The organism is Chryseobacterium capnotolerans, assembly GCF_021278965.1.
In the GTDB taxonomy this organism is placed as follows: Bacteria; Bacteroidota; Bacteroidia; order Flavobacteriales; family Weeksellaceae; genus Chryseobacterium; species Chryseobacterium capnotolerans.
This window is the reverse complement of sequence record NZ_CP065589.1, coordinates 5,320,453-5,344,853: the sequence shown is the minus strand read 5'-3', so window position 1 is coordinate 5,344,853 and position 24,401 is coordinate 5,320,453. Positions and strand designations below refer to the sequence as shown.

The 24,401-nt window shown below is 34.7% G+C and carries 12 protein-coding genes; 1 reads left to right on the top strand and 11 read right to left on the bottom strand.

Annotation, left to right across the window (positions count from 1 at the left end):
* Window positions 1-70: 70 nt before the first annotated feature.
* The 11 genes from H5J24_RS25385 to H5J24_RS25335 all read right to left on the bottom strand — a co-directional run bounded on the left by H5J24_RS25385 (window position 71) and on the right by H5J24_RS25335 (window position 21,697).
* Window positions 71-1,072 carry a glycosyltransferase family 2 protein gene (locus H5J24_RS25385; protein WP_068939337.1) on the bottom strand — a complete coding sequence of 334 codons (1,002 nt, stop codon included), beginning with the start codon at window positions 1,070-1,072 and terminating at the stop codon, window positions 71-73.
* 3 nt (window positions 1,073-1,075) lie between these two features.
* On the bottom strand, window positions 1,076-2,146 hold the full coding sequence (locus H5J24_RS25380; protein ID WP_068939335.1) for a formimidoylglutamase: 1,071 nt from the start codon (window positions 2,144-2,146) through the stop codon (window positions 1,076-1,078).
* Window positions 2,147-2,295: 149 nt separating this feature from the next.
* A complete protein-coding gene (gene topA / locus H5J24_RS25375) occupies window positions 2,296-4,857 on the bottom strand; it encodes a type I DNA topoisomerase (protein ID WP_068939332.1) in 2,562 nt (853 codons plus the stop codon).
* 54 nt (window positions 4,858-4,911) lie between these two features.
* Entirely contained in the window at window positions 4,912-6,054 is a 1,143-nt protein-coding gene (locus H5J24_RS25370) for a hypothetical protein (protein WP_141395607.1), read from the bottom strand.
* 122 nt (window positions 6,055-6,176) lie between these two features.
* A complete protein-coding gene (locus tag H5J24_RS25365; protein ID WP_068939328.1) occupies window positions 6,177-7,310 on the bottom strand; it encodes an EpsG family protein in 1,134 nt (377 codons plus the stop codon).
* Window positions 7,311-8,855: 1,545 nt separating this feature from the next.
* Window positions 8,856-13,436 (bottom strand): T9SS type A sorting domain-containing protein, encoded by a 4,581-nt coding sequence (locus H5J24_RS25360; protein ID WP_167386946.1) that lies wholly within the window; start codon window positions 13,434-13,436, stop codon window positions 8,856-8,858.
* A gap of 844 nt (window positions 13,437-14,280) precedes the next feature.
* Complete coding sequence (locus H5J24_RS25355; protein WP_232815943.1) at window positions 14,281-18,363, bottom strand: T9SS type A sorting domain-containing protein; 4,083 nt, start codon at window positions 18,361-18,363, stop codon at window positions 14,281-14,283.
* Window positions 18,329-18,748 (bottom strand): hypothetical protein, encoded by a 420-nt coding sequence (locus H5J24_RS25350; protein ID WP_232815942.1) that lies wholly within the window; start codon window positions 18,746-18,748, stop codon window positions 18,329-18,331. The genes H5J24_RS25355 and H5J24_RS25350 overlap by 35 nt, the downstream gene beginning before the upstream one ends.
* Before the next feature lie 701 nt (window positions 18,749-19,449).
* A complete protein-coding gene (locus H5J24_RS25345; RefSeq protein ID WP_068939325.1) occupies window positions 19,450-20,595 on the bottom strand; it encodes a hypothetical protein in 1,146 nt (381 codons plus the stop codon).
* Between the two features lie 98 nt (window positions 20,596-20,693).
* Window positions 20,694-21,071: a hypothetical protein gene (locus H5J24_RS25340; protein ID WP_232815941.1), complete on the bottom strand. Its 378-nt coding sequence runs from the start codon at window positions 21,069-21,071 to the stop codon at window positions 20,694-20,696.
* The gene (locus H5J24_RS25335) at window positions 21,068-21,697 is read right to left on the bottom strand and encodes a hypothetical protein (protein WP_232815940.1); all 630 of its coding nucleotides are present in this window, start codon (window positions 21,695-21,697) and stop codon (window positions 21,068-21,070) included. Before H5J24_RS25335 ends, H5J24_RS25340 begins: the two co-directional genes overlap by 4 nt.
* A 192-nt stretch (window positions 21,698-21,889) precedes the next feature.
* On the opposite strand from H5J24_RS25335, the gene H5J24_RS25330 reads away from it, so the two are divergent.
* Window positions 21,890-24,349, top strand: coding sequence for an MMPL family transporter (locus H5J24_RS25330; RefSeq protein ID WP_232815939.1), 2,460 nt, complete (start codon window positions 21,890-21,892; stop codon window positions 24,347-24,349).
* Window positions 24,350-24,401 lie beyond the last annotated feature (52 nt).

Genomic DNA, 24,401 nt, shown 5'->3' with positions numbered 1-24,401 from the left:
ACTAAACCGATGATCTATCTATGTTGTCACCGTGTTCCATTGTCCGAAACAATAGTACTTACATTTGTGTTTATATCAATTTTCTTATCAATTTTTTCTGTCCGGCAAAAAATAACAGATAAAAAATCTTTTTTTTCACCGGCAAAGATAAAAGATAATTTGTACCAAAACGACTATAGTTCAATATATCTTGAATTTTTATTTGTCTTTCTCTTATGAAAACAGATAGTTTATCAGCCATGCTGTAAAACATTTTTTCATCCTTTACAAAAGCCAGATAAGCCAGAAAAGAATATACTCCTTCAAAAATCTGAAAGTTTTTAAGTTCTTTTCTTTTATGAGCATATCTGGATTCTCCAAATACATTTTCTACATCCTGTACTGCTTTCAGTATATCAAGTCCTTTTTCCGTATGGGTTTTCGTGATAGAATCTGTACGCTCCAGGTATTGATAATGAAAGCTCTGAGTCTGTGTGATAGTTTCACACTCCAGCAGCAGCTGTGGAATCAACTGAATATCTTCAAAATGAACTCCTTTTTTAAACCTTTTCTGATTAAAAAGTTCCTTTTTGAACAATTTGTTGCAGGCAAAGTAGCTGATATCCGAAAAAACTGAGAAATGGTCTTCTAATTTTATTTTCTCGGGCATATTGGGAATCTGAGTCAGCTTTTGGGTTACCTGCCCATTTTCATTTACTTTCTGAATATTACAGATCACTATTCCTGCCTGATGTTTCTCTGCCAGCTGAAGCATTTCTTCAAACATGGTTTCAGTAACATAGTCATCACTATCCACAAAACCTATATAATTCCCATCGGCTCTATCCAAACCAAAATTCCTGGCATCACTTAACCCTCCATTTTCTTTGGCAAAGGCTTTTATTTTGTCCGGATACTTTTCTGCATACTCTTTAATGATCTTCCCGGATTCATCTTTACTTCCGTCATCTATGATAAGAATCTCAATATTCTGATGCGTCTGATTAACTAGAGAGTCAAGGCATTTTGTCAAATAATTTTCGACATTATAAACGGGAACAATAATTGAAATTCTCGGGGGAACGTTGATCATACATTAAAATTTCGTCAGTCTTGCATTCAGCCAGCCCTTTTTGGCATCATCAAAATCCTTTCTTGAACAGGGAATGCAGTTTTCTATATTTTCATCGTCACCAAAATACCACAAATTACTGAAAGTATCACGCTTAAATGCAAATTGTCTTTCATCAATTAAAACATAAAACAATTCATACTGTCGTTCTTTAGGATGAGATTGCTGAATATTAATCCCTTCGATCAGATACCATAGCATTTGAGCCAGCAGCTGATGGTTCAACTGGTTTTCCGAATAAATATTATAATTAAAAATCCCTACCGTCTTCAGATTTTCACTCAGCCCGATCTCCTTCATGTACGCACAGATTTCTCTTCTGTTCAGTCCATTTACCTGCGGATTCATAGAAAATGGTTCACTGAAACTTTCTACAGCGTCACAATTTACCGTAACCAGATCTGCTTTTCTGAAGAAAGGTTCTGTTTTTTCTGTAGAATTCATCATTTCTGCTAAACGGATGATGTCAAACTCCACTTCTTTAATCAATCGCACAGAATCCATTTCGTTCAAGTGCTTCTGATAGCCTAAATGGTGATAATTTTTAATAGAAAAATTCTTGGCTCCGAAAATTTTCCCTAAAAATGTATATTCATTAATCTCTTCTCCCTGTTTTAGGGAAATAATATTACTGATTTGCGTATAATTGATACTTTTCTGATGAAAATTCAATGCTGAAAACAGCGAAAAGGCAAAGTCATTGGATCCCCCGATGATTACCGGAAGTGCTCTTTTATAATGACAGGCTGATAAAACTTCCTGTAAAATATAGTGGGTATCCTGAACAGATTTCCCTGAGACTAAATCACCCAAATCCACAATCGGAATTTCAAAATCCAATTGTGAAAGTTTATAAAATTCTTTTCTGACTGCTGTAAAATCCTGCACCTCTGCATCACCGCCTGCTCCTCTATAATCCGAGACAAATAAAAGAACAATGCTATCTTCTTTTATATCTTTTGCAATCCGGTTTCCGATCTGCCAGCTTTCTGTTTTAAAATTTCTTGGCGAAATGATAAAGTCTTCAAAATCCATATTTTAACCTGAAATTGTAATAGTTTAATAATTGCTTGATATAACAAACATACAAAAAAACACCACAACTGAGAACCTTACAGAGATTTTTGTGCATAAAAAAAGCCGTTAACACTATTTGTTAACAGCTTTGTATGATATAATTAATATTACTTCTTCTTAGCAGCTGGCTTTTTTGCAGCGGTTGTCTTCTTAGTAGTTACGGCCTTTTTTGCTGCAGGTTTTTTCTTTTCTGCAAAAGCATTTTTATCCTGATCTGTGATCCATTTTTTGACTTCATCCAGAGAAATTTCTTTCAATTCTTCTGCGTCGTACTTGGTATCATCACTTTTCTTTGGAATCTTGAACATGGCTTTTCCAAATTTGATGAATGGCCCCCATCTTCCGTTTTCAAGGGAAATTTTTTCTTTTTCCCATTGCTGGATATATCGGTTGGCTTCTTTTTCAAGCTTAGCATCAATCAGTTCATTGATATCACTCTGGGAAAGGTTTTCGAAGTTGTATTTCTTCGGAACGTTTACGAAAATATCTTTGTATTTGATAAATGGCCCAAATCTTCCTGATCCTTTAGTTACAGGTTCTCCTTTATAAGTTGCGATTGGAGCATCAGCTTTTTTCTTTTCATTAATGATCTCTTCTGCACGTTTTTGATCTACAGAAAGCGGATCTTCACCTTTGGGAATACTGATGAAAGTTTCACCCCATTTCACATAAGGCCCGAATCTTCCTACTCCCACAGAAACTGCCTGCCCTTCAAAATCGCTCAGTTCAAAAGGCAATTTGAAGAGTTCCAATGCTTCTTCAAAGGTAATAGTCGCAATATTCTGCCCGGACATCAATGAAGCAAAGATCGGCTTCTCTTCATCATCAGTTTCTCCGATCTGGATCATCGCTCCAAATCTTCCGATTCTTGCATGAACATTTTTACCGGTCTTTGGGTCAACTCCTAAAAGCCTGTCTCCGGTTGCACGGTCTGCATTTTCTTCTACATCTTCAATTCTCGGGTGGAATTTTGAGTAGAAATTCGTCATCATTTCTTTCCATTTCTGATCTCCGCTTGCAATTTCGTCGAAACTCTCTTCTACTCTTGCCGTGAAACCATAATCAAGGATTTCTCTGAAGTTATCTGTTAAGAAGTCATTCACAACTTCTCCTATATCTGTAGGTATGAATTTATTTTTATCACCACCAAATTTCTCATCCAGAACTACTTTCTTGATCTTATCTTTTACTAAAGACATTTTGATCACTTCACGGGTATGTGGTTCTATTTCTCTTTTATCCACATATTCTCTATTTTGAATGGTCTGAATGGTTGGTGCATAAGTAGATGGTCTACCAATCCCTAACTCTTCTAATTTTCTTACCAATCCGGCTTCCGTATATCTTGCACTTGGTCTGGTGAATTTTTCTGTTGCCGTAATGGATTTATAACTTAATACTTCACCAACTTTTACTTTTGGCAATAGCTTTTCATTGTTTTCATCATCATCATCTTCGGTTTTTACAATTCCGTAAGCCTTAAGGAAACCATCAAAAATGATGACTTCTCCCTGAGCTTCAAAATGATGGGGTAACGAAGCATTTCCGATCTCGATAACCGTTTTTTCAATTTTAGCATTCGCCATCTGAGATGCTAATGTTCTTCTGTAGATTAATTGATACAGCTTATTCAACTGTGCATCTCCAATGCTCTTCACTCCGAAATCCGTAGGACGGATAGCTTCGTGAGCTTCCTGTGCAGAAGCTGATTTGGTAGTATAGTTTCTTGGAGAAGAGTATTCTGCTCCGTATTCTGATATAATTTGTTTTTTTGCTCCTTCAATAGCTTCCTGAGAAAGGTTTACAGAGTCTGTTCTCATATAAGTAATGAATCCTTCTTCATATAGTCTCTGAGCCAGACGCATGGTATTGGTCACATTGTATCCTAATCTGGATGAAGCTTCCTGCTGTAGTGTAGAAGTAGTAAAAGGAGCGGATGCAGAACGTGTTCCCGGCTTTGTTTCAACATTCAGAACTTTAAATTCTGTAGTTTTTGCCTGCTCAAGGAATTTTTCAGCTTCAGCTTCTTTTTCAAAGTCTTTTTTAAGTTTAGCTGCAATTTCCTGTTCTGTATTGTTTAAGAAAATTCCGTCTAGTTTAAAACTTGCTTTGGGTACAAATTCACGGATTTCTTTTTCTCTTTCAACAATTAATCTTACGGCTACCGATTGTACTCTTCCAGCAGATAGTCCTGGTTTTACTTTTTTCCATAAAACCGGAGACATTTCAAAACCTACGATTCTGTCCAGCACTCTTCTTGCCTGCTGGGCATTTACTAAGTTCTGATCGATATCCCTTGGATTTTCAATTGCTTTTAGAATGGCATTTTTAGTAATCTCGTGGAAAACAATTCTTTTTCTGTTTTCAGGCTTTAGTTTCAATTCATCTGCTAAGTGCCATGCAATAGCTTCTCCCTCGCGGTCTTCATCGGAAGCCAGCCAAACCATTTCGGCTTTCTTTACTGCAGCTTTTAATTCTGTCACCAATTTCTTCTTGTCTGCTGAAACTTCGTAATCAGGACTAAAGGTGGCAAGATCTATACCCATTCCTTTTTTAGGAAGGTCCCGGATATGTCCGAAACTGGATTTCACTTCAAAATCCTTACCTAAATATTTCTGAATAGTTTTTGCCTTTGCCGGGGACTCTACGATTACTAAATTTTTCGACATTCTAAAAAAATTTTTTTGCAAAAGTAAAGCTTTTTTATTATATACTTTTTGAAATCACATTTTATTTAATAATTCCAGGGGAGCAACAAACAGCCTATAGAGTATTCCTTCAAAAGTAAAACCCTTCCCGGACATTTCCACTCTATATAGTAAAGACAACAGTATAACAGCCATTATAACATAGAATTTTCGATCAATGGTTATCGGTTCATAAGCATATATAGAGTTTCCTTTTTTCAATATCATGCCAAACAGAACAATGATGAGCATCATATGAATATACATCCATCTTCCCCAGTCTATTGCAAGATAAAACAGTGGTAATGAAAACACAAAGGCTCCGATTAATAAAATATATAAAATCTTTTGCCCTTTTAGATATTTTAAATAATAGCCTATATGAAATACACTTATTCCTAAACTGATAAAGTAAAGCAAATATTCATTAAGATGTTCTTTAATATATTGTCTTTCATCAATATCCCAATAGAAAATTCCGTAGGTAGGATGTACTCCTCTTTTGCTCAGTATTTCTAATGAAATTCCTTCGTTTACATTTTTTCCGAACAAGACAATAGCTGCAGCTGGAATCATTACTGCGAGGAAATATTTTGTATACCTTCTGATTTCCAGTTTTCCGTTTTTCAGATATAATGCAATCGCAAAGTAAGGAACATAGAACAGGGTAACCTCGTGCAAAAGTGTACTTATAAAAAGCAGTAAGCAGAAGATGTATTCTTTATACTTTGAAAGTTTATGATTGTCTAAAAGGTATGCAAAGTAAGTAAATAACAGAAATACAATAAATTCTTTTTTCCCTACATAAGTCACTGTATTTAAAAGCCCTATAAAACCAATAGAAGACAATAAAAGTGAGAGATACAGCAAATCTGTTATTTTGTACCTGATAAGTTTTGTATAATACCAAAAGAATAGGGAAATAATCACAAATTGAAAGAAATACACAATATAATTAAGACGAAGCCCCGTTATATCCTGCAGAATAAAAAAGAAACTCCCGGATAAGCCTCTTCTTTTGAACCCGCCGTCTTCGTAATTAATCAGCCAGTCTGCAAGAATATATCCATCATCTTTAAGATTAAATATAAGGGTAAATGCAAGAGTATATAGTGTGGTTATTATTATCAAAAAGTAGATAAAAATCTTGATATTAAAATTCTGAACTATCTTTCTCATCTTCATAAAGCGCTTTAAAATTCATAAAAAACGAAATAACAAAATAACGTGTTACCTATATAAATAATATGTGAAGTAAGTTTTATTTTCTAAGTATAACTGCAATCAAAAAGTGAACTTCATTAAGGTAATACGAAATTCTTATAGGTATCTATAGAATAATTAGCCTTTTTAGCATTAAAAATGGAGAAAATACAGAAGTTAAAAAATATAATAAAAAGAAGTCCGGAAAAAATGATCTGTTTTTCTCTTTTAGAAACTACAGAAAGTGCATTTCCCATAAGCAGCATTACAAATCCCATAAAAACCCCTACCAGCCTGGAACTTAGAATTGGATTTTCTCTCAGAATAAAAAATGCACATATTCCTATAACCGTCACATTTCTATAGTACTCATAATAAGGACTTTTCTCTTCCAACTTATCATTAAAATATAAAATAAAACAGGTATACAGAACCATTAAGATTTCCGGGATCCCGAAACCTCCATTAATCCTTGCATACTGCTCTTCCATATATCCATTAATCCCATCTGAAATTGATGACCCTCCTGCTATCATATTCAGAAAAACACCAAGCTGCTCGTACACCTTAAATGGGGATAATATCATTGAAGCTAACACTAAAATAAATATCCAGAATTTATTCAAAGGAAGCTTCACCAACCAATACAATGGTAAAGTAGCCCACGCAGAGGTATGAAACCCTGCTGCAAGATACACGCAGATAAAATACTTCCAAAACTTTCTTTCTTTAATAAAAATAAAAGAATAAAACATAATTCCTCCTGCCACCGATTGTCTCATCTGTCCTCCTGTAGAAATTAACATTCCGGGAATAAATCCTAATAAAAGTAAAAGAGTAGGATAATCTGAATTTTTAATGAGGAATTTATACACTAGTGTTAGTGAGATTATGGCTACTAATAAAGTAATGATACTAAAAGGAAGTCCCAGATCAAATACAACACGGTTCATCAATATGTATAACCATTCTATCCCCAGTTTGGGAGCCCCACTAAAAGGAATACCATTCATCAGGATCGTCCCATAATCATAAATATAAGAGTAATCAAAAATCCCTTTATAAGACCCGTAATCTGGTCCCACATCATTTCGGAGTCCAATTAATATAATCTGAAAAAAACAAATCCCATATAATGTCGCAGGGTCTACATACCCTCCAGAATATTCTTTAAAAGTAAGAAATAGTAAAACAAAAAAAACGATTAGAAAATAAAGGGGTAATAAATCCATAGTGCTAATTTATCTAAAAATCATATATTAATCATACAGCTTAAGCTTATCCTTTAAAAAATATTTACAAATAGCCCAACCAAAGCATCAATCTCCTTAATGGTGCTGCTGTTTCAATTCCAACAAAACAAGAAGGAGCCCTATAAAGAAAATTGGATAAAAAAATTAATAGTATAAAACTCACACTTTTTTTAGAAAAAACAGTTTTATAATCAAAAACTGATATCTTAAAATCATTCTTTGGCAAAAGAGAAATGATCAATACACTCCAGAATATAAACAAATTGTAAAACCACCGTCCAATATCAATCGCAATCAGAAACAAAGGTACTGTACACAATAAGCAGACAAAAAGAAAAATACCAGTTTTCTTATATCTTCCTTCTTAAATTCTTTGATATATAAATAGAATGTTACATAGACAAACTGCAACAGAAAAGTTACGCTATAAAGTGAATAGTCATAGAGATGTTTATAATAGTAATCTAATTTAATAAACTCATTTTCTTTCCATGCAAAGATATTATCATCTTGAAGGTTGATTCCACAAGCTTTAATAACACCTAAAGTGTATTCTGACCCAACATTCTTCATCCCCGCAAAAAAAATAATCAAAGCTGGAATACAGAATGATAATGAAATCAGCAAAATTTTAGAAAGTTCAACTTTTTTTGTGTGAAAATAGTATAAAGAAAGAAAACATGGAAAAAAGAAAACGAAACTCTCGTGTATAAAAACCGAAACAAAAAAGAGAATATAAAAAGAATACCACCGCCATTTGCTCATGTTACCTTTTGTAAGAATATAGGCGAAAAAAGATAACATAAACCATAAAATACCATCTTTTCTTGCCCCCATTCCAGAATCAGAAATAAATCCCCACAGACAAAACGGTGTAAATAAAAATACAAAATCTAAAATAGTATATTTTTTCAAGTTTATTAACCGTACCAGATAATAAAAGAAAAGAAAATGAAATATAAACTGAAAGAAAAATACAGTATACTGCACTTTGATCTGAAAAGTTTCGTATAGAAAAAAAACGACTGTTCCTAATAATCCTCTTCTTTTAAATCCTCCATCCTGATAATTAATAAGCCAGTCACCAAAAGGATAACCATTGGCAATGGTGTAGGCAAAATAAACCTTAAAAATCAAAAAAAGAGCAATACCTAATAAAAAAAATCTCAAAAAATAGTTTGTAATCGAGCGCATTTTGTGTTTTAATACTGTTATTTGGGAACAACGCAAAGGTAATTAATTTCGTAAAAGGAATTGTTAATATGCGTTAAAGTTTTTACTGAATATCTGTAATTATTCATAAGAGCATAAATATAGTAATAACAAGGTTATCAATGAGTTTTTCTTCAAAAGACTCTTGTCATACACATTGTGAGTCTCAGATAAAATGAAAACAAATATGAATTTTTTTTAATTCTAACTAAGAAACCGCCTCAAAAGCTGAGACGGTTTCAAATTTCAAATGAAAATTATTATTGTTTTTAAAGGCGGTATGGAATCATGATGATTTCATATCTACTTATATTATTCTTTGATAATCTTCACGATGGTTTCAGAATTATTGATTCTTACTAAATACGCTCCCGATAACAAAGAAGAAAGATCAGTCTGTTCATTTTCAAACTTACCCGATTTTATCATCTGGCCAGACATATTATAGATCTGATAATAATATTCTTTCACGCTTTCATTGCCTTTAATATACAATATACTTTTCACAGGATTAGGGAATAACTCAAGTTTATTTTGGGTTATTTTGTCCTCAATGACTGATTTTGCTAAAACATTGGTCGCTTTAGCGGCAGACAATGAGGTAATCTGCAGTTTAGGAATAGGGCCTAATTCATTTCCGTTTTCATCATATTGTACTTTAACACAACGGCAGTTCTGAGCAAAATAGGGATCTGCATTACTGCTAAACGGAAATATATAATTCCCAGCATATTGTATCTCCGTTCTTAATGCTCTTCCGGTATAATTGGAACCTAAAGCCCCTAGCCAGAAACCTCCATATACATAATCAATAGCATTGAAATCCGGCGCAGCAGGGGTTGCTTCTATGGTATTTCTGCCTCCTCTTACACCCAAATTGGCAAAACTTCCAATATTATAAGCTGCATTACCAAAAGAATACCCGATAGCTGCGGAACTGTAAGGGCTTCTGTCAATTCTTGTCCCTCCATAATTATTTGGAATACTAACTCCGGTGGTAGGTTTATAAAAAGGAGTTGCCCCTACGCTTGTGTTGGAGACTCCGGTTAAATCAGGGATTCTCCATCCTTCCGGACAAGGATCGAAAGGAGATTTTTTACCTCCTCTCCCCCATCTTTCCGGAGCTAGATTGGGTTCATTCGCCAACCAGTCTGCCCCATTGGTGTGATTAGTATCTGCTGATTTCGTGGTCATATTAGGAACCATGAAAGTCATAGGGTTTTTCACAGAATAGGATAAAACCTTGCTTATTTTATCAGACACTTTATCTGTTGCCAATACATTAGCCTGCACCGAATAGTCAGGATACTTTTTAAGATAAGAATCTGAATAATAAGTTGCAGCAGACAAGGTAGTATAAGTAACACTGCCATTAGCCTGTACCGTCCCTAAATAAACAGGAGCTGAGTTTCTGTTCGCATTCACAAAAACAGGCAGCGGATCTTTTCTACCCCATTGAAAGTGTAATCCTCCTGTAGTAACCGTTTTATTGGCTTCAGCAATAGCCTGGTTAGCTCCAAGATCTCTATCCATTATTTCTGTTTTGATCACTTCACCAGGTTTGATATAATTGATGTAATTAACAGCGGCCTGGTTAGGTAATTCAGTAACATAAGTAGCAGAGCTGATTGGGGTATTGGTTACCCAGATATGCCAGCTCCAGTAAACAGGATTGGTAATACTTCCATTATGCAGGGTAACAACAGCATTCCCAGATTGGTTTGGTGCAATCTTAACATTGATATTGGTGTTGGAAATATCAGCCAATGAAGTAGGAGCAGGATTAGAAAGGGCAATATTACTGATTAAGCCGGTAGCTGTAGACCATAATACATTAACTTTCAAATTATTGAAATTCGAAGAATTCAGGATATCAGGATTATTAAGCAGTTTACTCTGAGCAGAGAATGCTTTGCTGATTGGGATCTGAATGGTAGATTCTGCTGTACTTTTAACAAGGGTATAAGAGTTCGGATTATTTAATCCTTCAGCATATTCCACAGCGTTATTAAAGAACTCTGTAGGGAAGTTATAGCTATTCACCTCATACAAAGGATCTTTAATACATCGGCATCCGTTGGCTCCAGAAGTTGCTCCACCGCCAATAGGATAATATTGATATCTTCCGGTAATGGAAGGTAAGGAAGGGTCAGGAGTATCCGGCTGATCTCTATCAGGAATCATCCTGAAACCTCTTGCTGACACGGAAGGAGTTGCGTCAAACCATTTCGTCATTGTTGCAGTCCATAAATACGTCTCGTGCTGATCGGTATACTGTCCTTCATGGTAATTTCTTACAAGAACACCCGTACCAGGGAAAAGTCCCATATTATTTCCGCCTACATTGCTGAGATCTACCCCAACATTGTTGTATATTTTGAACCCTTTCATATAAGCGGGAGTATTATTATCATTAGGTTTAATGATATGATACTTATTCGCTTCAAAGGTATTGATAGAGATATTATTCTTAATACCATACGGACTAAAATCTACCCTTACATCATCAATATAGCTTCCATTTCCTAAATTGGCAATCAATACAGAAGGTATTCTCCATCCGTTAGGACAAGGGTCAAAAGAAGATTTATCCCTATATGGCTTTGCACTGTTGTCATTATTATAGTCTCCGCTGGTAATAACGCCTTTTGAGTTATCAGACCACAAGTTTAATTCACTTAATCTATTGGTAGGTAATGTGGGTGAATTCCCAAACCAGTTCACCTGAAGGTTGGCATTGTTATTATAAAGCGCCTGTCCGGAATTATCATTTTTGTCTACATAAATTAAGCTTAATGGATTTTTAATGGATAAGCGAAGATTATTTGGAACAGTAGCATTTGATAATGTTACCTTTTTAATCAAATCATCGATTTTCTGAGAACCATTAGCCATATTTCTGGATTGTCTGTGTCTTATTCTTCCTACAGATCCCGAAGCTTCATAAAAATCATTTCCTTTGTATACCAGGGGCGGAATAGGATCTTTTCTTCCCCATTGATAAAGAAGACCTCCGTTTTTGTTAAACTCAGTTCCGGTGATGGTATTGCTTAAAGCACCCAGGTTTCTATCCATCCATCCCCAGTCGGAATCAGGGATTAATTCAACAGTTCCATCAGTTCTTTGTCTTTTCACCCCATCAAAACTCTTGTATGTTGAACCGTTGGTAGGATCATCAGTCACCCAGACATGCCAGGACCAGAAAATTTCTCCGTTTACCTTGTAAGCGATTACTGCATTTCCTTCTTTCGTTTTGTTGATCGGAACTTTTATTTTAGCCTCCTCTCCGGATCCTATAATTTCCAAACTGTAATTGTCTCCGGATTTTATCAATCCATGGATGTCTTCCCAATACACATCTGCTGTTACAGTACCGGAAGGAATAGGACTTCCGCCCATAAGCGGGTTGGAATTCCACATTTTATATGCCTTTTTTACAGGAATATAAAGACCGTCTACATCAGCATTATTATTTTTATTCTTGCCCGTGAAGATATAGCTGTTGGGTGCTTTAGACCAATCTCCATAGTCAGATACTGCTCCGGAGTTAATTGTAAAGCACGCAACAGGACATTCCTCTGTAATTGGGTTGTTAAAAATCCCTACATATTTTATAAATTTATTGATCTCGCTTTCGATATCCATCAAAGGTCTTGACGGACCATTCCAGCTGTTGATCACTTTTCTGTTTCTGATAGCCCCTACTCCATACAATGATGCCTGGGAGGTATTACTTAACGAAAAGTTCTCAGAACCAGGCCCTCTCTGCTTGCCATTAAGAGGTGGATACCCAAAATCATTCGTCGTATTGTAGTTGCTTATCGAGCTAAGGGAAATATATTGTCCATTGGCTTTATAAACCCTTAATCCGGTAACCTTGCTGATCACAATAACAACAGGCTGCTGATTGACAAAAACATCACCCAGCTTTTCATTAATGTAATTATAAAGGTTATAATATCGGTTCACAAGAGCATTAGGATTAGTAAAATCCAGATATCCTCTACCCCAGGCTTCACCTCCTTGATCTGCTGGTAAAAACCAATTGCTGAAGTTGATAAAGAAACTTTCATTGGAGAACTTTCCTGCAAACATATATACCGGATCATGATAAGAGAACTCAAAAGGACTCGTATCACTGTTCTGATAAATATATTTCTGCGAGCTGGCTATCGTAGGAAGATTATTTGGGTTTGCAATGTTAACCAATGGTGAATTGGCATTAGAATTATCTAATGCTGCATCTCCTTGGAAAGACAAAACAATATTATCCAGTTTTCTCGCCAGATGCTGGGAAGTTACCCTGTCTTTTACCCCTGATACAGATCCATTCGCGTTATATAAAACAGTTCCGTTCTTTTTAGGGGTAAACAGAATCGTGTACTGGTTTTCATCCAGATCACAATTCCCATAGGTATAATCAGATTGCTTGTAATGGTTTACTGATTTATCCCAGGAAACAGAGGACCAATTGGTTAGCGTTTCATTTGAACTTAATTCGATTTTTACGGAATGTGAAGCCAAAGTGGATTGCGGCAGCTCGAAATTAGCCGTAAGCTCTTCATCGTAATCATAATTTCCTGCAAAAGTTTTGCACCATACAGGAATCCAGTTGTTTTGAGCATCCTTGTACTTAATGGTAACTTTTACATCTCCTGCGGTAGTGGGTTTTTGAAAGTTTCCTTTCATAACTACCAATCCCTTCTCATTCACATTCTGTGAAATGATGATAAGCGGATCCAGATCATAGGTACTTGGCGGTAAAGCTGCCCTATGCATGAATCTAGTACTGGTCTCAACAGACAGGGAGGTAGAAGCCGCCCTTGCCCAGGTATGAGACGATGCAATACAAAGTACTGCTGCAAAAATCTTTAAGGTCGATTTTTTTTTCATACGTATAAAATTAAAAGTGTTTTTAATGGGTAAAACAGGCATGTTATCCAAATAAGAAACTGACAATCAATAGAATTAAAAATAAAGTTCTAATTCCAACTTGATAATTAAAGCTGGGATTTCAATTTTCACTTGGAATATATACTGGTAGAATCAGATTTCTCTGAATACGTTGTGGGAATCATGAAGCGAATAATAGGCCCATGTATAGAAAATATTTTTTTCCATGCTTATTTGTTTTTAAGTTTTCCTGGTGTGTTTTTAAATAACTAAAAAAATCAGATAATCCTGATATTTAAAGCCTTAGCAAAGATAAAAAAAATATCTTCTCCCACAATAGGGAGTTTGTTTTTTTGAAAAAACACCTCATTAAATCAAAAACAAGTGATTTAGAATATCATAAATCCAATTTACTATAAAGAAGATCTTAAAAACCGCCATTACATTTGAAAAAAAATAAATGAATGTTCCTATTTTTCAAACTTTTCACAGCTGATTTAGGTCAATTATAAAAAATTATTGTTGATTTATTTTAAAGAGTATTCTAATATTCTTATAAGATTGAAGATGGCTAATTTTTTAAAAAAACTTTAATAAGAAGCCTATACCAATATCCAATTCATAAGATAGAACATGGTAAATAAAGTCGGTAATGAAAACAGCAGACAAGAAAATGATATTTTTATAATTCAATAAAAAATTGTCTATCAGCTTCATTTCTCTTTCAACTAAACCTTACGGTCCAAACAAATATTCACATAAAATTAAACAGACACCCTATTTTTAGCTCTATAAAAAAACCGTCTCAGTCTTTGAGACGGTTCTAAATTTCACATGATTCGTGTTACTCTTTAATAATCTTCACTATGGTTTCAGAATTGTTGATTCTTACTAAATACGCTCCCGATAACAAAGAAGAAAGGTCAGTCTGTTCATTTTCAAATTTACCCGATTTTATCATCTGGCCAGACATATTATAGATCTGATAATAATATTCTTTCACGCTGTCATTACCTTTAATATACAATATACTTTTCACAGGATTAGGGAATAACTCAAGTTTATTTTGAGTTATTTTGTCCTCAATGACTGATTTTGCTAAAACATTGGTCGCTCTAGTGGCAGACAATGAGGTAATCTGCAGTTTAGGAATAGGGCCTAATTCATTTCCGTTTTCATCATATTGTACTTTAACACAACGGCAGTTCTGAGCAAAATAGGGATCAGCATTACTGCTAAACGGAAATAAATAGTTTCCCACATATTGTATCTCCGTTCTTAATGCTCTTCCGGTATAATTGGAACCTAAAGCCCCTAACCAAAAACCTCCATAAATGTAATCAATAGCATTGAAATCCGGCGCTGCAGGAGTTGCTTCTATGGTATTTCTGCCTCCTCTTACACCTAAATTGGCAAAACTTCCAATATTATAAGCTGCATCACCAAAAGAATACCCGATAGCTGCGGAACTGTAAGGATTTCTGTTAATTCTTGTACCCCCATAATTATTAGGAATACTGATTCCTGTAGTAGGTCTATAAAAAGGGCTTGTTCCTACATTGGTATTAGACACTCCTGTTGGATCAGGAATCCTCCATCCTTCCGGACAAGGATCAAAAGGAGACTTTTTACCTCCTCTCCCCCATCTTTCCGGAGCTAGATTGGGTTCATTCGCCAACCAATCTGCCCCATTGGTGTGATTAGTATCTGCTGATTTCGTGGTCATATTAGGAACCATGAAAGTCATAGGGTTTTTCACAGAATAGGATAAAACCTTGCTTATTTTATCAGACACTTTATCTGTAGCCAATACATTGGCTTGCACCGAATAGTCAGGATACTTTTTAAGATAAGAATCTGAATAATAAGTTGCAGCAGACAAGGTAGTATAAGTAACACTGCCATTAGCCTGTACCGTCCCTAAATAAACAGGAGCTGAGTTTCTGTTCGCATTCACAAAAACAGGCAGCGGATCTTTTCTACCCCATTGAAAGTGTAATCCTCCTGTAGTAACCGTTTTATTGGCTTCAGCAATAGCCTGGTTAGCTCCAAGATCTCTATCCATTATTTCTGTTTTGATCACTTCACCAGGTTTGATATAATTGATGTAATTAACAGCGGCCTGGTTAGGTAATTCAGTAACATAAGTAGCAGAGCTGATTGGGGTATTGGTTACCCAGATATGCCAGCTCCAGTAAACAGGATTGGTAATACTTCCATTATGCAGGGTAACAACAGCATTCCCAGATTGGTTGGGAGCAATCTTAACATTGATATTGGTGTTGGAAATATCAGCCAATGAAGCAGGAGCAGGATTAGAAAGTGCTATATTACTGATTAAGCCGGCAGCGGTAGACCATAATACATTAACTTTCAAATTATTGAAATTCGAAGAATTCAGGATATCAGGATTATTAAGCAGTTTACTCTGAGCAGAGAATGCTTTGCTGATTGGGATCTGAATGGTAGATTCTGCTGTACTTTTAACAAGGGTATAAGAGTTCGGATTATTTAATCCTTCAGCATATTCCACAGCGTTATTAAAGAACTCTGTAGGGAAGTTATAATTGTTAACTTCATATAAAGGATCTTTAATACATCTGCATCCATGAGCTGCAGATGTTACTCCCCCAGATAAAGGATAATATTGATATCTTCCGGTGATGGAAGGTAAGGAAGGATCAGGAACATCCGGCTGATCTCTATCAGGAATCATACGAAAATTTCTAGCTGAAACAGAAGGAGTTGCATCAAAAAACCGGGTCATTGTTGCTGTCCATAAGTAGGTTTCATGCTGATCGGTATACTGCCCTTCATGGTAATTTCTTACAAGCATACCCGTACCAGGGAAAAGTCCCATATTATTTCCGCCTACATTGCTGAGATCCACCCCAACATTGTTGTATATTTTAAACCCTTTCATATAAGCGGGAGTATTATTATCATTAGGTTTAATGATATGATACTTATTCGCTTCAAAGGTATTGATAGAGATATTATTCTTAATACCATACGGACTAAAATCTACCCTTACATCATCAATATAGCTTCCGTTTCCTAAATTGGCTACCAAGACGGAAGGTATTCTCCATCCGTTGGGACAAGGGTCAAAAGATGACTTATCTCTATAAGGATTTGCAATATTGTCACTACTCAAATCTTCGTTGGTAATAATACCTTTTGAGTTATCAGACCACAAGTTTAATTCACTTAATCTATTCGGAGGCAATGTGGGTGAATTCCCAAACCAATTTACCTGAAGATTGGCATTGTTACTATAAAGCGCCTGTCCGGAATTATCATCTTTGTTCACATAAATTAAGCTTAATGGATTTTTAATGGATAAACGAAGATTATTAGGAACGGTAGCATTTGACAATATTACCAGTTTAATTAAGTTATCAATCTTCTGAGAACCATTAGCCATATTTCTGGATTGTCTGTGTCTTATTCTTCCAACAGATCCCGAAGCTTCATAAAAATCATTTCCTTTGTATACCAGGGGCGGAATAGGATCTTTTCTTCCCCATTGATAAAGAAGACCTCCATTTTTGTTATATTCAGTTCCAGTGATGGTATTGCTTAAAGCACCCAGGTTTCTATCCATCCATCCCCAGTCGGAATCAGGGATTAATTCCAGAGTTCCATCAGTTCTTTGTCTTTTCACTCCATCAAAACTTTTATAAGTTGAACCGTTGGTAGGATCATCAGTCACCCAGACATGCCAAGACCAGAAAACTTCTCCGTTTACCTTGTAGGCAATGACAGCATTTCCTTCTTTCGTTTTGTTGATCGGAACTTTTATTTTTGCATCCTCTCCGGATCCTATAATCTCCAAACTGTAATTGTCTCCGGATTTTATCAATCCATGGATGTCTTCCCAATACACATCTGCTGTTACAGTACCGGAAGGAATAGGACTTCCACCCATAAGCGGGTTCGAGTTCCACATTTTATAGGCTTTTTTTACAGGGATATAAAGACCATCCACATCAGCATTATTATTTTTATTCTTACCCGTGAAGATATAACTGTTGGGTGCTTTAGACCAATCTCCATAGTCAGATACTGCTCCGGAGTTAATTGTAAAACAGGAAACAGGACATTCCTCTGTGATTTGATTTTTAAAAATCCCTACATATTTTATAAATTTATTGATCTCACTTTCGATATCCATCAAAGGCCTTGACGGACCATTCCAGCTATTGATCACTTTTCTGTTTCTGATAGCCCCAACACCATATAGTGAGGCCTGAGAAGTATTACTTAACGAAAAATTCTCAGAACCAGGCCCTCTCTGCTTGCCATTAAGAGGAGGATACCCAAAATCATCAATTGTATTGTAATTACTGGTAGCATTAAGAGAAATATACTGTCCATTGGCTTTATAAACTCTTAATCCGGTAACCTTGCTGATCACAATAACAACAGGCTGCTGATTAGCAAAAACGTCTCCCAATTTTTCATTGATGTAATTATAAAGGTTATAATATCGGTTCACAAGAGCATTAGGCTTTGTAAAATCCAGATATCCTCTGCCTAAATCCTCCCCTCCTTCAGATGCAAGTAAAAACCAATTGCTGAAGTTGATAAAGAAACTTTCATTGGAGAACTTTCCTGCAAACATATATACCGGATCATGATAAGAAAACTCGAAAGGACTGGTATCACTGTTCTGATAAATATATTTCTGCGAACTGGCTATCGTAGAAAGTTTATTTGGGTTTGCAATGTTAACCAATGGTGAATTGGCATTAGAATTTTCTAATACCGCTCTTCCCTGAAAAGACAAAACAATATTATCCAGTTTTCTCGCCAGATGCTGGGAAGTTACCCTATCTTTTATTCCTGATACAGATCCATTCGCGTTATATAAAACAGTTCCGTCTTTTTTAGGGGGTAAACAGAATCGTGTACTGGTTTTCATCCAGATCACAATTCCCATAGGTATAATCGGATTGCTTGTAATGGCTTACTGACTTATTCCATGAAACAGAGGACCAATTGGTTAGCGTTTCATTCGAACTTAATTCGATTTTTACGGAATGTGAAGCCAAAGTGGATTGCGGCAGCTCGAAATTAGCCGTAAGCTCTTCATCGTAGTCATAATTTCCTACAAAAGTTTTGCACCATACAGGAATCCAGTTGTTTTGAGCATCCTTGTACTTAATGGTAACTTTTACATCTCCTGCGGTAGTGGGTTTTTGAAAGTTTCCTTTCATAACTACCAATCCCTTCTCATTCACATTCTGTGAAATAATGATAAGCGGATCCAGATCATAGGTACTTGGCGGTAAAGCTGCCCTATGCATGAATCTTGTACTGGTCTCAACAGACAGGGAGGTAGAAGCCGCCCTTGCCCAGGTATGAGATACTGCAATACAAAATATTACAGCAAAAATCTTTAAGGTGAATCTTTTTTCATACCATATAGAATTAAAAAGTGTTTAGAAGGTAAAACGAACGTATAACCCATATAATGTTTTGAAAATCAGATAGAATTCAAAACATTATCCCAATCCAGGCCTTGTCGACCAAAGCCAGGATCGTAAATGTATTATCCGGAAAACAGGGTATATTAAATTGGATTCTTATGAATAAATTTCAGAGGAAGTGAACAAAGGCATCTACAAATAGGTAGAACGTAATCTTTTTCACGATTACATGTTATTAGTTTTCTGGTTATGTGTTGTACAAACCCTTAAAAATTCCAGATATAACTATCTTTAAATTTTTAACAAAGTTATCAAAAAAAAGAAAAAAAAATCCCAAAATAGAGAAATTATATTTTTAAGAAAAATAAAATAATAAATAAAAAATATAGATAATTTATAATATAATAAACATTATTAAAAAGAAAAACATCTAAAAACAACCATTATCATTAAAAATAAAATTAATAATATTAAGTGTTTTTTATCTTCTTTTTCACCAGCTTATATTAATTATAAAAAGCTATTTCTTGATTTGAAATATACTCTGATAGTCTTGTGAGATTAAATCCGGTTATTTTTTAAAAAAGTTTCAGAAAAAGCTTTAGAGGCAATCCCATATCAATGCCTAATTCATAAGATGGAACACGATAAACAAAGTCAGCCACAAGAACAGCAGCCACGAAAATCATATTTTTATAATTCAATAAAGAACTGTCTATCAGCTTCATTTCCCTTCTTCTGCCAGGAAGCTGGAAAATAAGGATAATAAAGAACAGAATAAAGTGATTGTACAACCATCTTCCTACGTCAATAGCGATTAGAAACAGAGGAACAGTAAGTATAATGCATGTAAAAAAAGCGATTAGCAGGAGCTTCTTATTAGAAATCTCCTCCTTCTTAAGAATAAAAATATAATACAGAATAAACAATAGTTGTATGGTGAAGCTCACTGCATAAAGACTGATTGTATTCAGATGCTCCAGATAATATTTTGTTTTAATCAGCTCGGTTTCTTTCCATTGAAAAATGTTATCATCCTGTAAATTGATCCCGCATTCATTAACAAGCTGAAGAGTGTGTTCATAATCCGGATTCATACTTCCCATAAAGAAAATAAATACAGCCGGAATGAAAAAAGCCAGTACGATTTTAAGAGTCTTTTGAATATCTAATTTTCCGTTATGAAGAAACAGGATCAATAAAAAATAAGGGGCATAAAAAATGAAACTTTCATGAATAAAAACGGATAAAGAGAATGAAATCAATAATATATTCTCTCTAAATCCGGATAATTTATTTTTTGCTAAAAAATAAGCATATAGTAAAAAAAGCAGCCATAAGATACCGTCTTTCCTGGAACCAATTGCTGCATCAGAAAAAAATCCCCATAGACAGAAAGGTGTAAGAAATAGGAAAACGTCTATAATATTTGTCTGTTTTAATTTAAATAATAGTGACAGAATATAAAAAAACAGAATATAAACGATTGCCTGAGCTACAAAAACAGAATATTGTAATTTGATGGAAAATGAATCATAAAAAAAAACAAAAACAGTTCCTAATAACCCTCTCCTTTTAAATCCTCCATCCTGATAATTAATCAACCAGTCCGCGAAAGCAAACCCATTACATGCATAATAGGCAAATCCAATTTTAAATAAGCAAAGAATCGTAACTGCTATAAGATACCATCCTGATTTAAATCCTTCCAGCGCTTTTTTCATCGAACTTAATGTACTCTAGATCATCAAACTTAATTATCATATTCAATTAATAACCAAGTTAATATAAAAATTTTAAACTGTAATTACAAAAAATGGTATTATTGATTAGGTATGAGATTTTTAAACTGGTGGGCAGCTGTCACAATACCTGTAAGAATTAATGGTAAAAACAATCTTGTTTCCCAGAAAAGCCCCACCATTGCAATCATTATCAGGTAAGGGATGGAAAAGAACAGGTATTTCCTGATGAACATTTTTCCTTTATCGTTACACAGCAGGTAGCTGAAATATATACTGATCACTCCAAACAGAAGACCACTTAAGTTAAAAGGACTGCTGAAATTATCCCAAAAATAAATTCCTTCCACAAAAGATGCGTTCTGGTGAATCATCATTCTAAGTCCTGCATAAGGCACTATAAAAGCAATCACCAAAAAGATAATTTCTTTAACGAAAGTAAAATCCTTCTTTTTCAATTTTTCAAAATCAATGCACATTGCCGCAAAAAAGAAATATTCAGGCATGAAGTTTCTCTTGCCAGCGTAGAAATAAACACGGCGATGCACAAAAGAATAAAGAATGTAGGTTTCCTGCTCTGCAGATATTTCAAAGTAAGCAATGCTCCTAAAAGATAAAAGAAGATCGCTATACAGTCACAATTGGTAGGAACATACTGAACAATGACAATAAAGAATACAGCCAGCAAATGAATCATTCTTCTGATATTCAAATGTAATGCATCTCCTGTAAAATTTAATTTAAGAAGCGAATGCAAAACAATTGATGACAGCACAAAAAAGAAACTGTTAATCAGAAAAATACTATGATAAAACAATGTTCCTTGTTTTAAAAGAAAATTTTTGAGAAAAGGAAGATAATTATTGACAATGAAAGTCACTAATTCTGTGACATGTACACTCAGATAATTGGGAATTACTCTATAAGCATATACAGAAGAGAACATAAAATCCGGTGCTCTCTCCATTGTCTTCAACCTTACATAGGAAGACTCGAAGCCGTAATAGGACATCGCAAACAGCAGAAACGGAAGTACGGTTACAAATAAAAACCCATTTATTTTTTCATCATTTTTTATCGACATATCAAAAACAGATTCTTATTTTTTTAATAATAATTGTGGTTTAAAATACATTTCATCAAAAGGGAACTTGTACAAAAGTAGAATAATTTTCATTCCGTTCAGAATATTTTATTGATTTTCAGCCAAAACTTCTCCCTAACTATTTTGATGTAATTCTTAAAAATTTAAATTTGCAGACTTGACCCAAATGCAATGCATCGCTTTTTTATATTTTTATATTATCTGATTTCCAGAAACAAAATCCTTTCTGTTTTTACAGCATTAGGAATTGCCCTTTTATGTCTTTTCTTTGCTTCAAAGATTAATTTTGAAGAAGATATCAATCAGATCATTCCAAAAAATGAAAAATCGGATCTTACAGCAAAAGTACTTAAACAGCTTAATTTTTCGGATAAGATCATTGTGATCATAGAAAATAAGTCTAATGAAGACAGCTTCCAGCTTTCCGAAACAGCAGATACTTTTTTACAAAAAATAGAACCTTTACAAAAGTATATAGGTTCCATACAAGGAAAAGTAAATGATAATGAAATTTCTGAAACCTTTGATTTCGTTAATCAGAACCTGCCTTTATTCCTCAATGAAAACGATTATAAAGAAATTGAAAGGAAACTTCAAAAAGACAGTATTGCCAAGCAGGTAGAGGACAATTACATTTCATTAGTTTCCCCCACCAGCCTTGTCACCAAAGAATTTATCAAAAAAGATCCTCTTGGGCTGACCTTCTTAGGGATCAAAAAACTAAATGCTCTAAACATCAGTAAGGATTTCAAACTGGAAGATAGCTATATTGTAACCAAAGATGGTAAAAACCTTCTGCTTTTCATAGATCCTAAAAATAAAAGCAATGATACAAAGGCTAACGAATCTTTCGTCGACCAGCTGAATACTATAAAAGACAACCTTAATAAGCAGTTCAAGGGAAAAACTGAAATCAGTTATTTTGGTTCTCCGGTTATTGCAGTGGCCAATGCCAAGCAGATCAAAAAAGATATCCAAAATACAGTTGTGATTTCTATGACGGTACTTTTAGTGCTGCTGATTTATTATTTCAGGAACTTCTTCACACCGATTATAGTATTTCTTCCTACAGTATTCTCCGTTTTATTGGCTTTATTGATATTGTACTTTATTAAGGATAAGATTTCTGCCATTTCATTAAGTGTAGGTGCTATTCTTATCGGGATTACCATAGATTATGCCCTGCATATTCTTACCCATTACAAACACAATAACAATATTGAGGAGCTTTACAAGGAAATTACCCAACCTATTATATTAAGTAGCGCAACTACTGCAGTTTCCTTTCTATGCCTGGTATTTGTACGTTCTGAAGCATTAAAGGACCTGGGTCTTTTTGCTGCTATTACAGTTATCTTATCTTCCATCACAGCATTGATTATCGTCCCTCAGCTTTATAAACCTAAACATTCTGAAGAAAAGCTTAACACCAATTTTATTGATAAAATCGGATCTTATCCGTATGAGAAAAACAAACCTTTGATTATCGGATGTTCCATCATCATTTTGGCTTGTTTATTTGGCTTCAGACATGTAGGTTTTAATGAAGACATTGGGGATCTGAATTACATTCCAAAAGAAATGAAGATCAGTGAAGCAAAACTGCAGAAGCTTTCGGATATCACTTCAAAATCTATTTATACCATTTCTTATGGGAATTCTGAAGAACAGGCGCTGGCCCGAAACTCTCAGCTAAATACATTTTTGGAACAAGAGAAGAAAGAGGGTAAAATCCTTAGTTATAATTCTATCGGAAGTATTGTGTTGTCCGAAAAAGACCAGCAAAAGAAAATTGAAGAATGGAAAAACTTCTGGAATGACAATAAAAAGCATCAAACCGTTTCTGAGCTTATCAGCAATGGAAATAAGTTTGGATTCAACAGTTCGGCTTTTGACAATTTTAATGAGGTTTTAAATAAAAGCTACTCTACATTAGATATCAAGGACTATGAAAAAGTAAAAGCACTCCAGATTTCAGAATTCATGAGCAATGAAAATGGCTTTTACACGGTTTCCAATGTAGTGAAGGTGGATGAAAATAAAAGAGACACCTTCATTAAGGATATTGAAAAGAAGCATGATGCCATTGCAATTGACCGTCAGCAGATGAATGAAAACTTTTTAGGCTTATTAAAAAGAGATTTCAATACGCTGATTAATTATTCTCTTCTTGCGATTATTTTAACTATTATTGTCTTCTTCAGAAATTTTGAGTTGACCGTTCTTACCATGTTCCCAATTGTTTTAACGGGAGTGGTAACAGCCGGGATTTTATATTTCTTAGGATTAGAATTAAATATTTTCAGCACAGTAGTTTGCACTTTAGTTTTCGGTGTTGGGGATGATTTCAGCATTTTCCTTACTCAGGCGATGCAAAAGGAACATACCACAGGAAAAAACGAACTTCCTACTTACAGAACATCTATTATTTTAGCGGTATTCACAACCATTTTATCCATTGGATCTTTAATTTTTGCTAAACATCCCGCTTTACATTCATTGGCTTTAGTTGCTTTGATCGGAATGTTCTCCGTAATTATCATTACTTCTACCCTATATCCGTTCTGGTTCAGATTATTGATTACCAACAGGGCAAAAAAGGACTTTCCCCGATCACCTTCAGGTTATTGATAGTTTCGGTGATCAGCTTTTTATATTATGGACTTGGAGGAATGGTATTTTC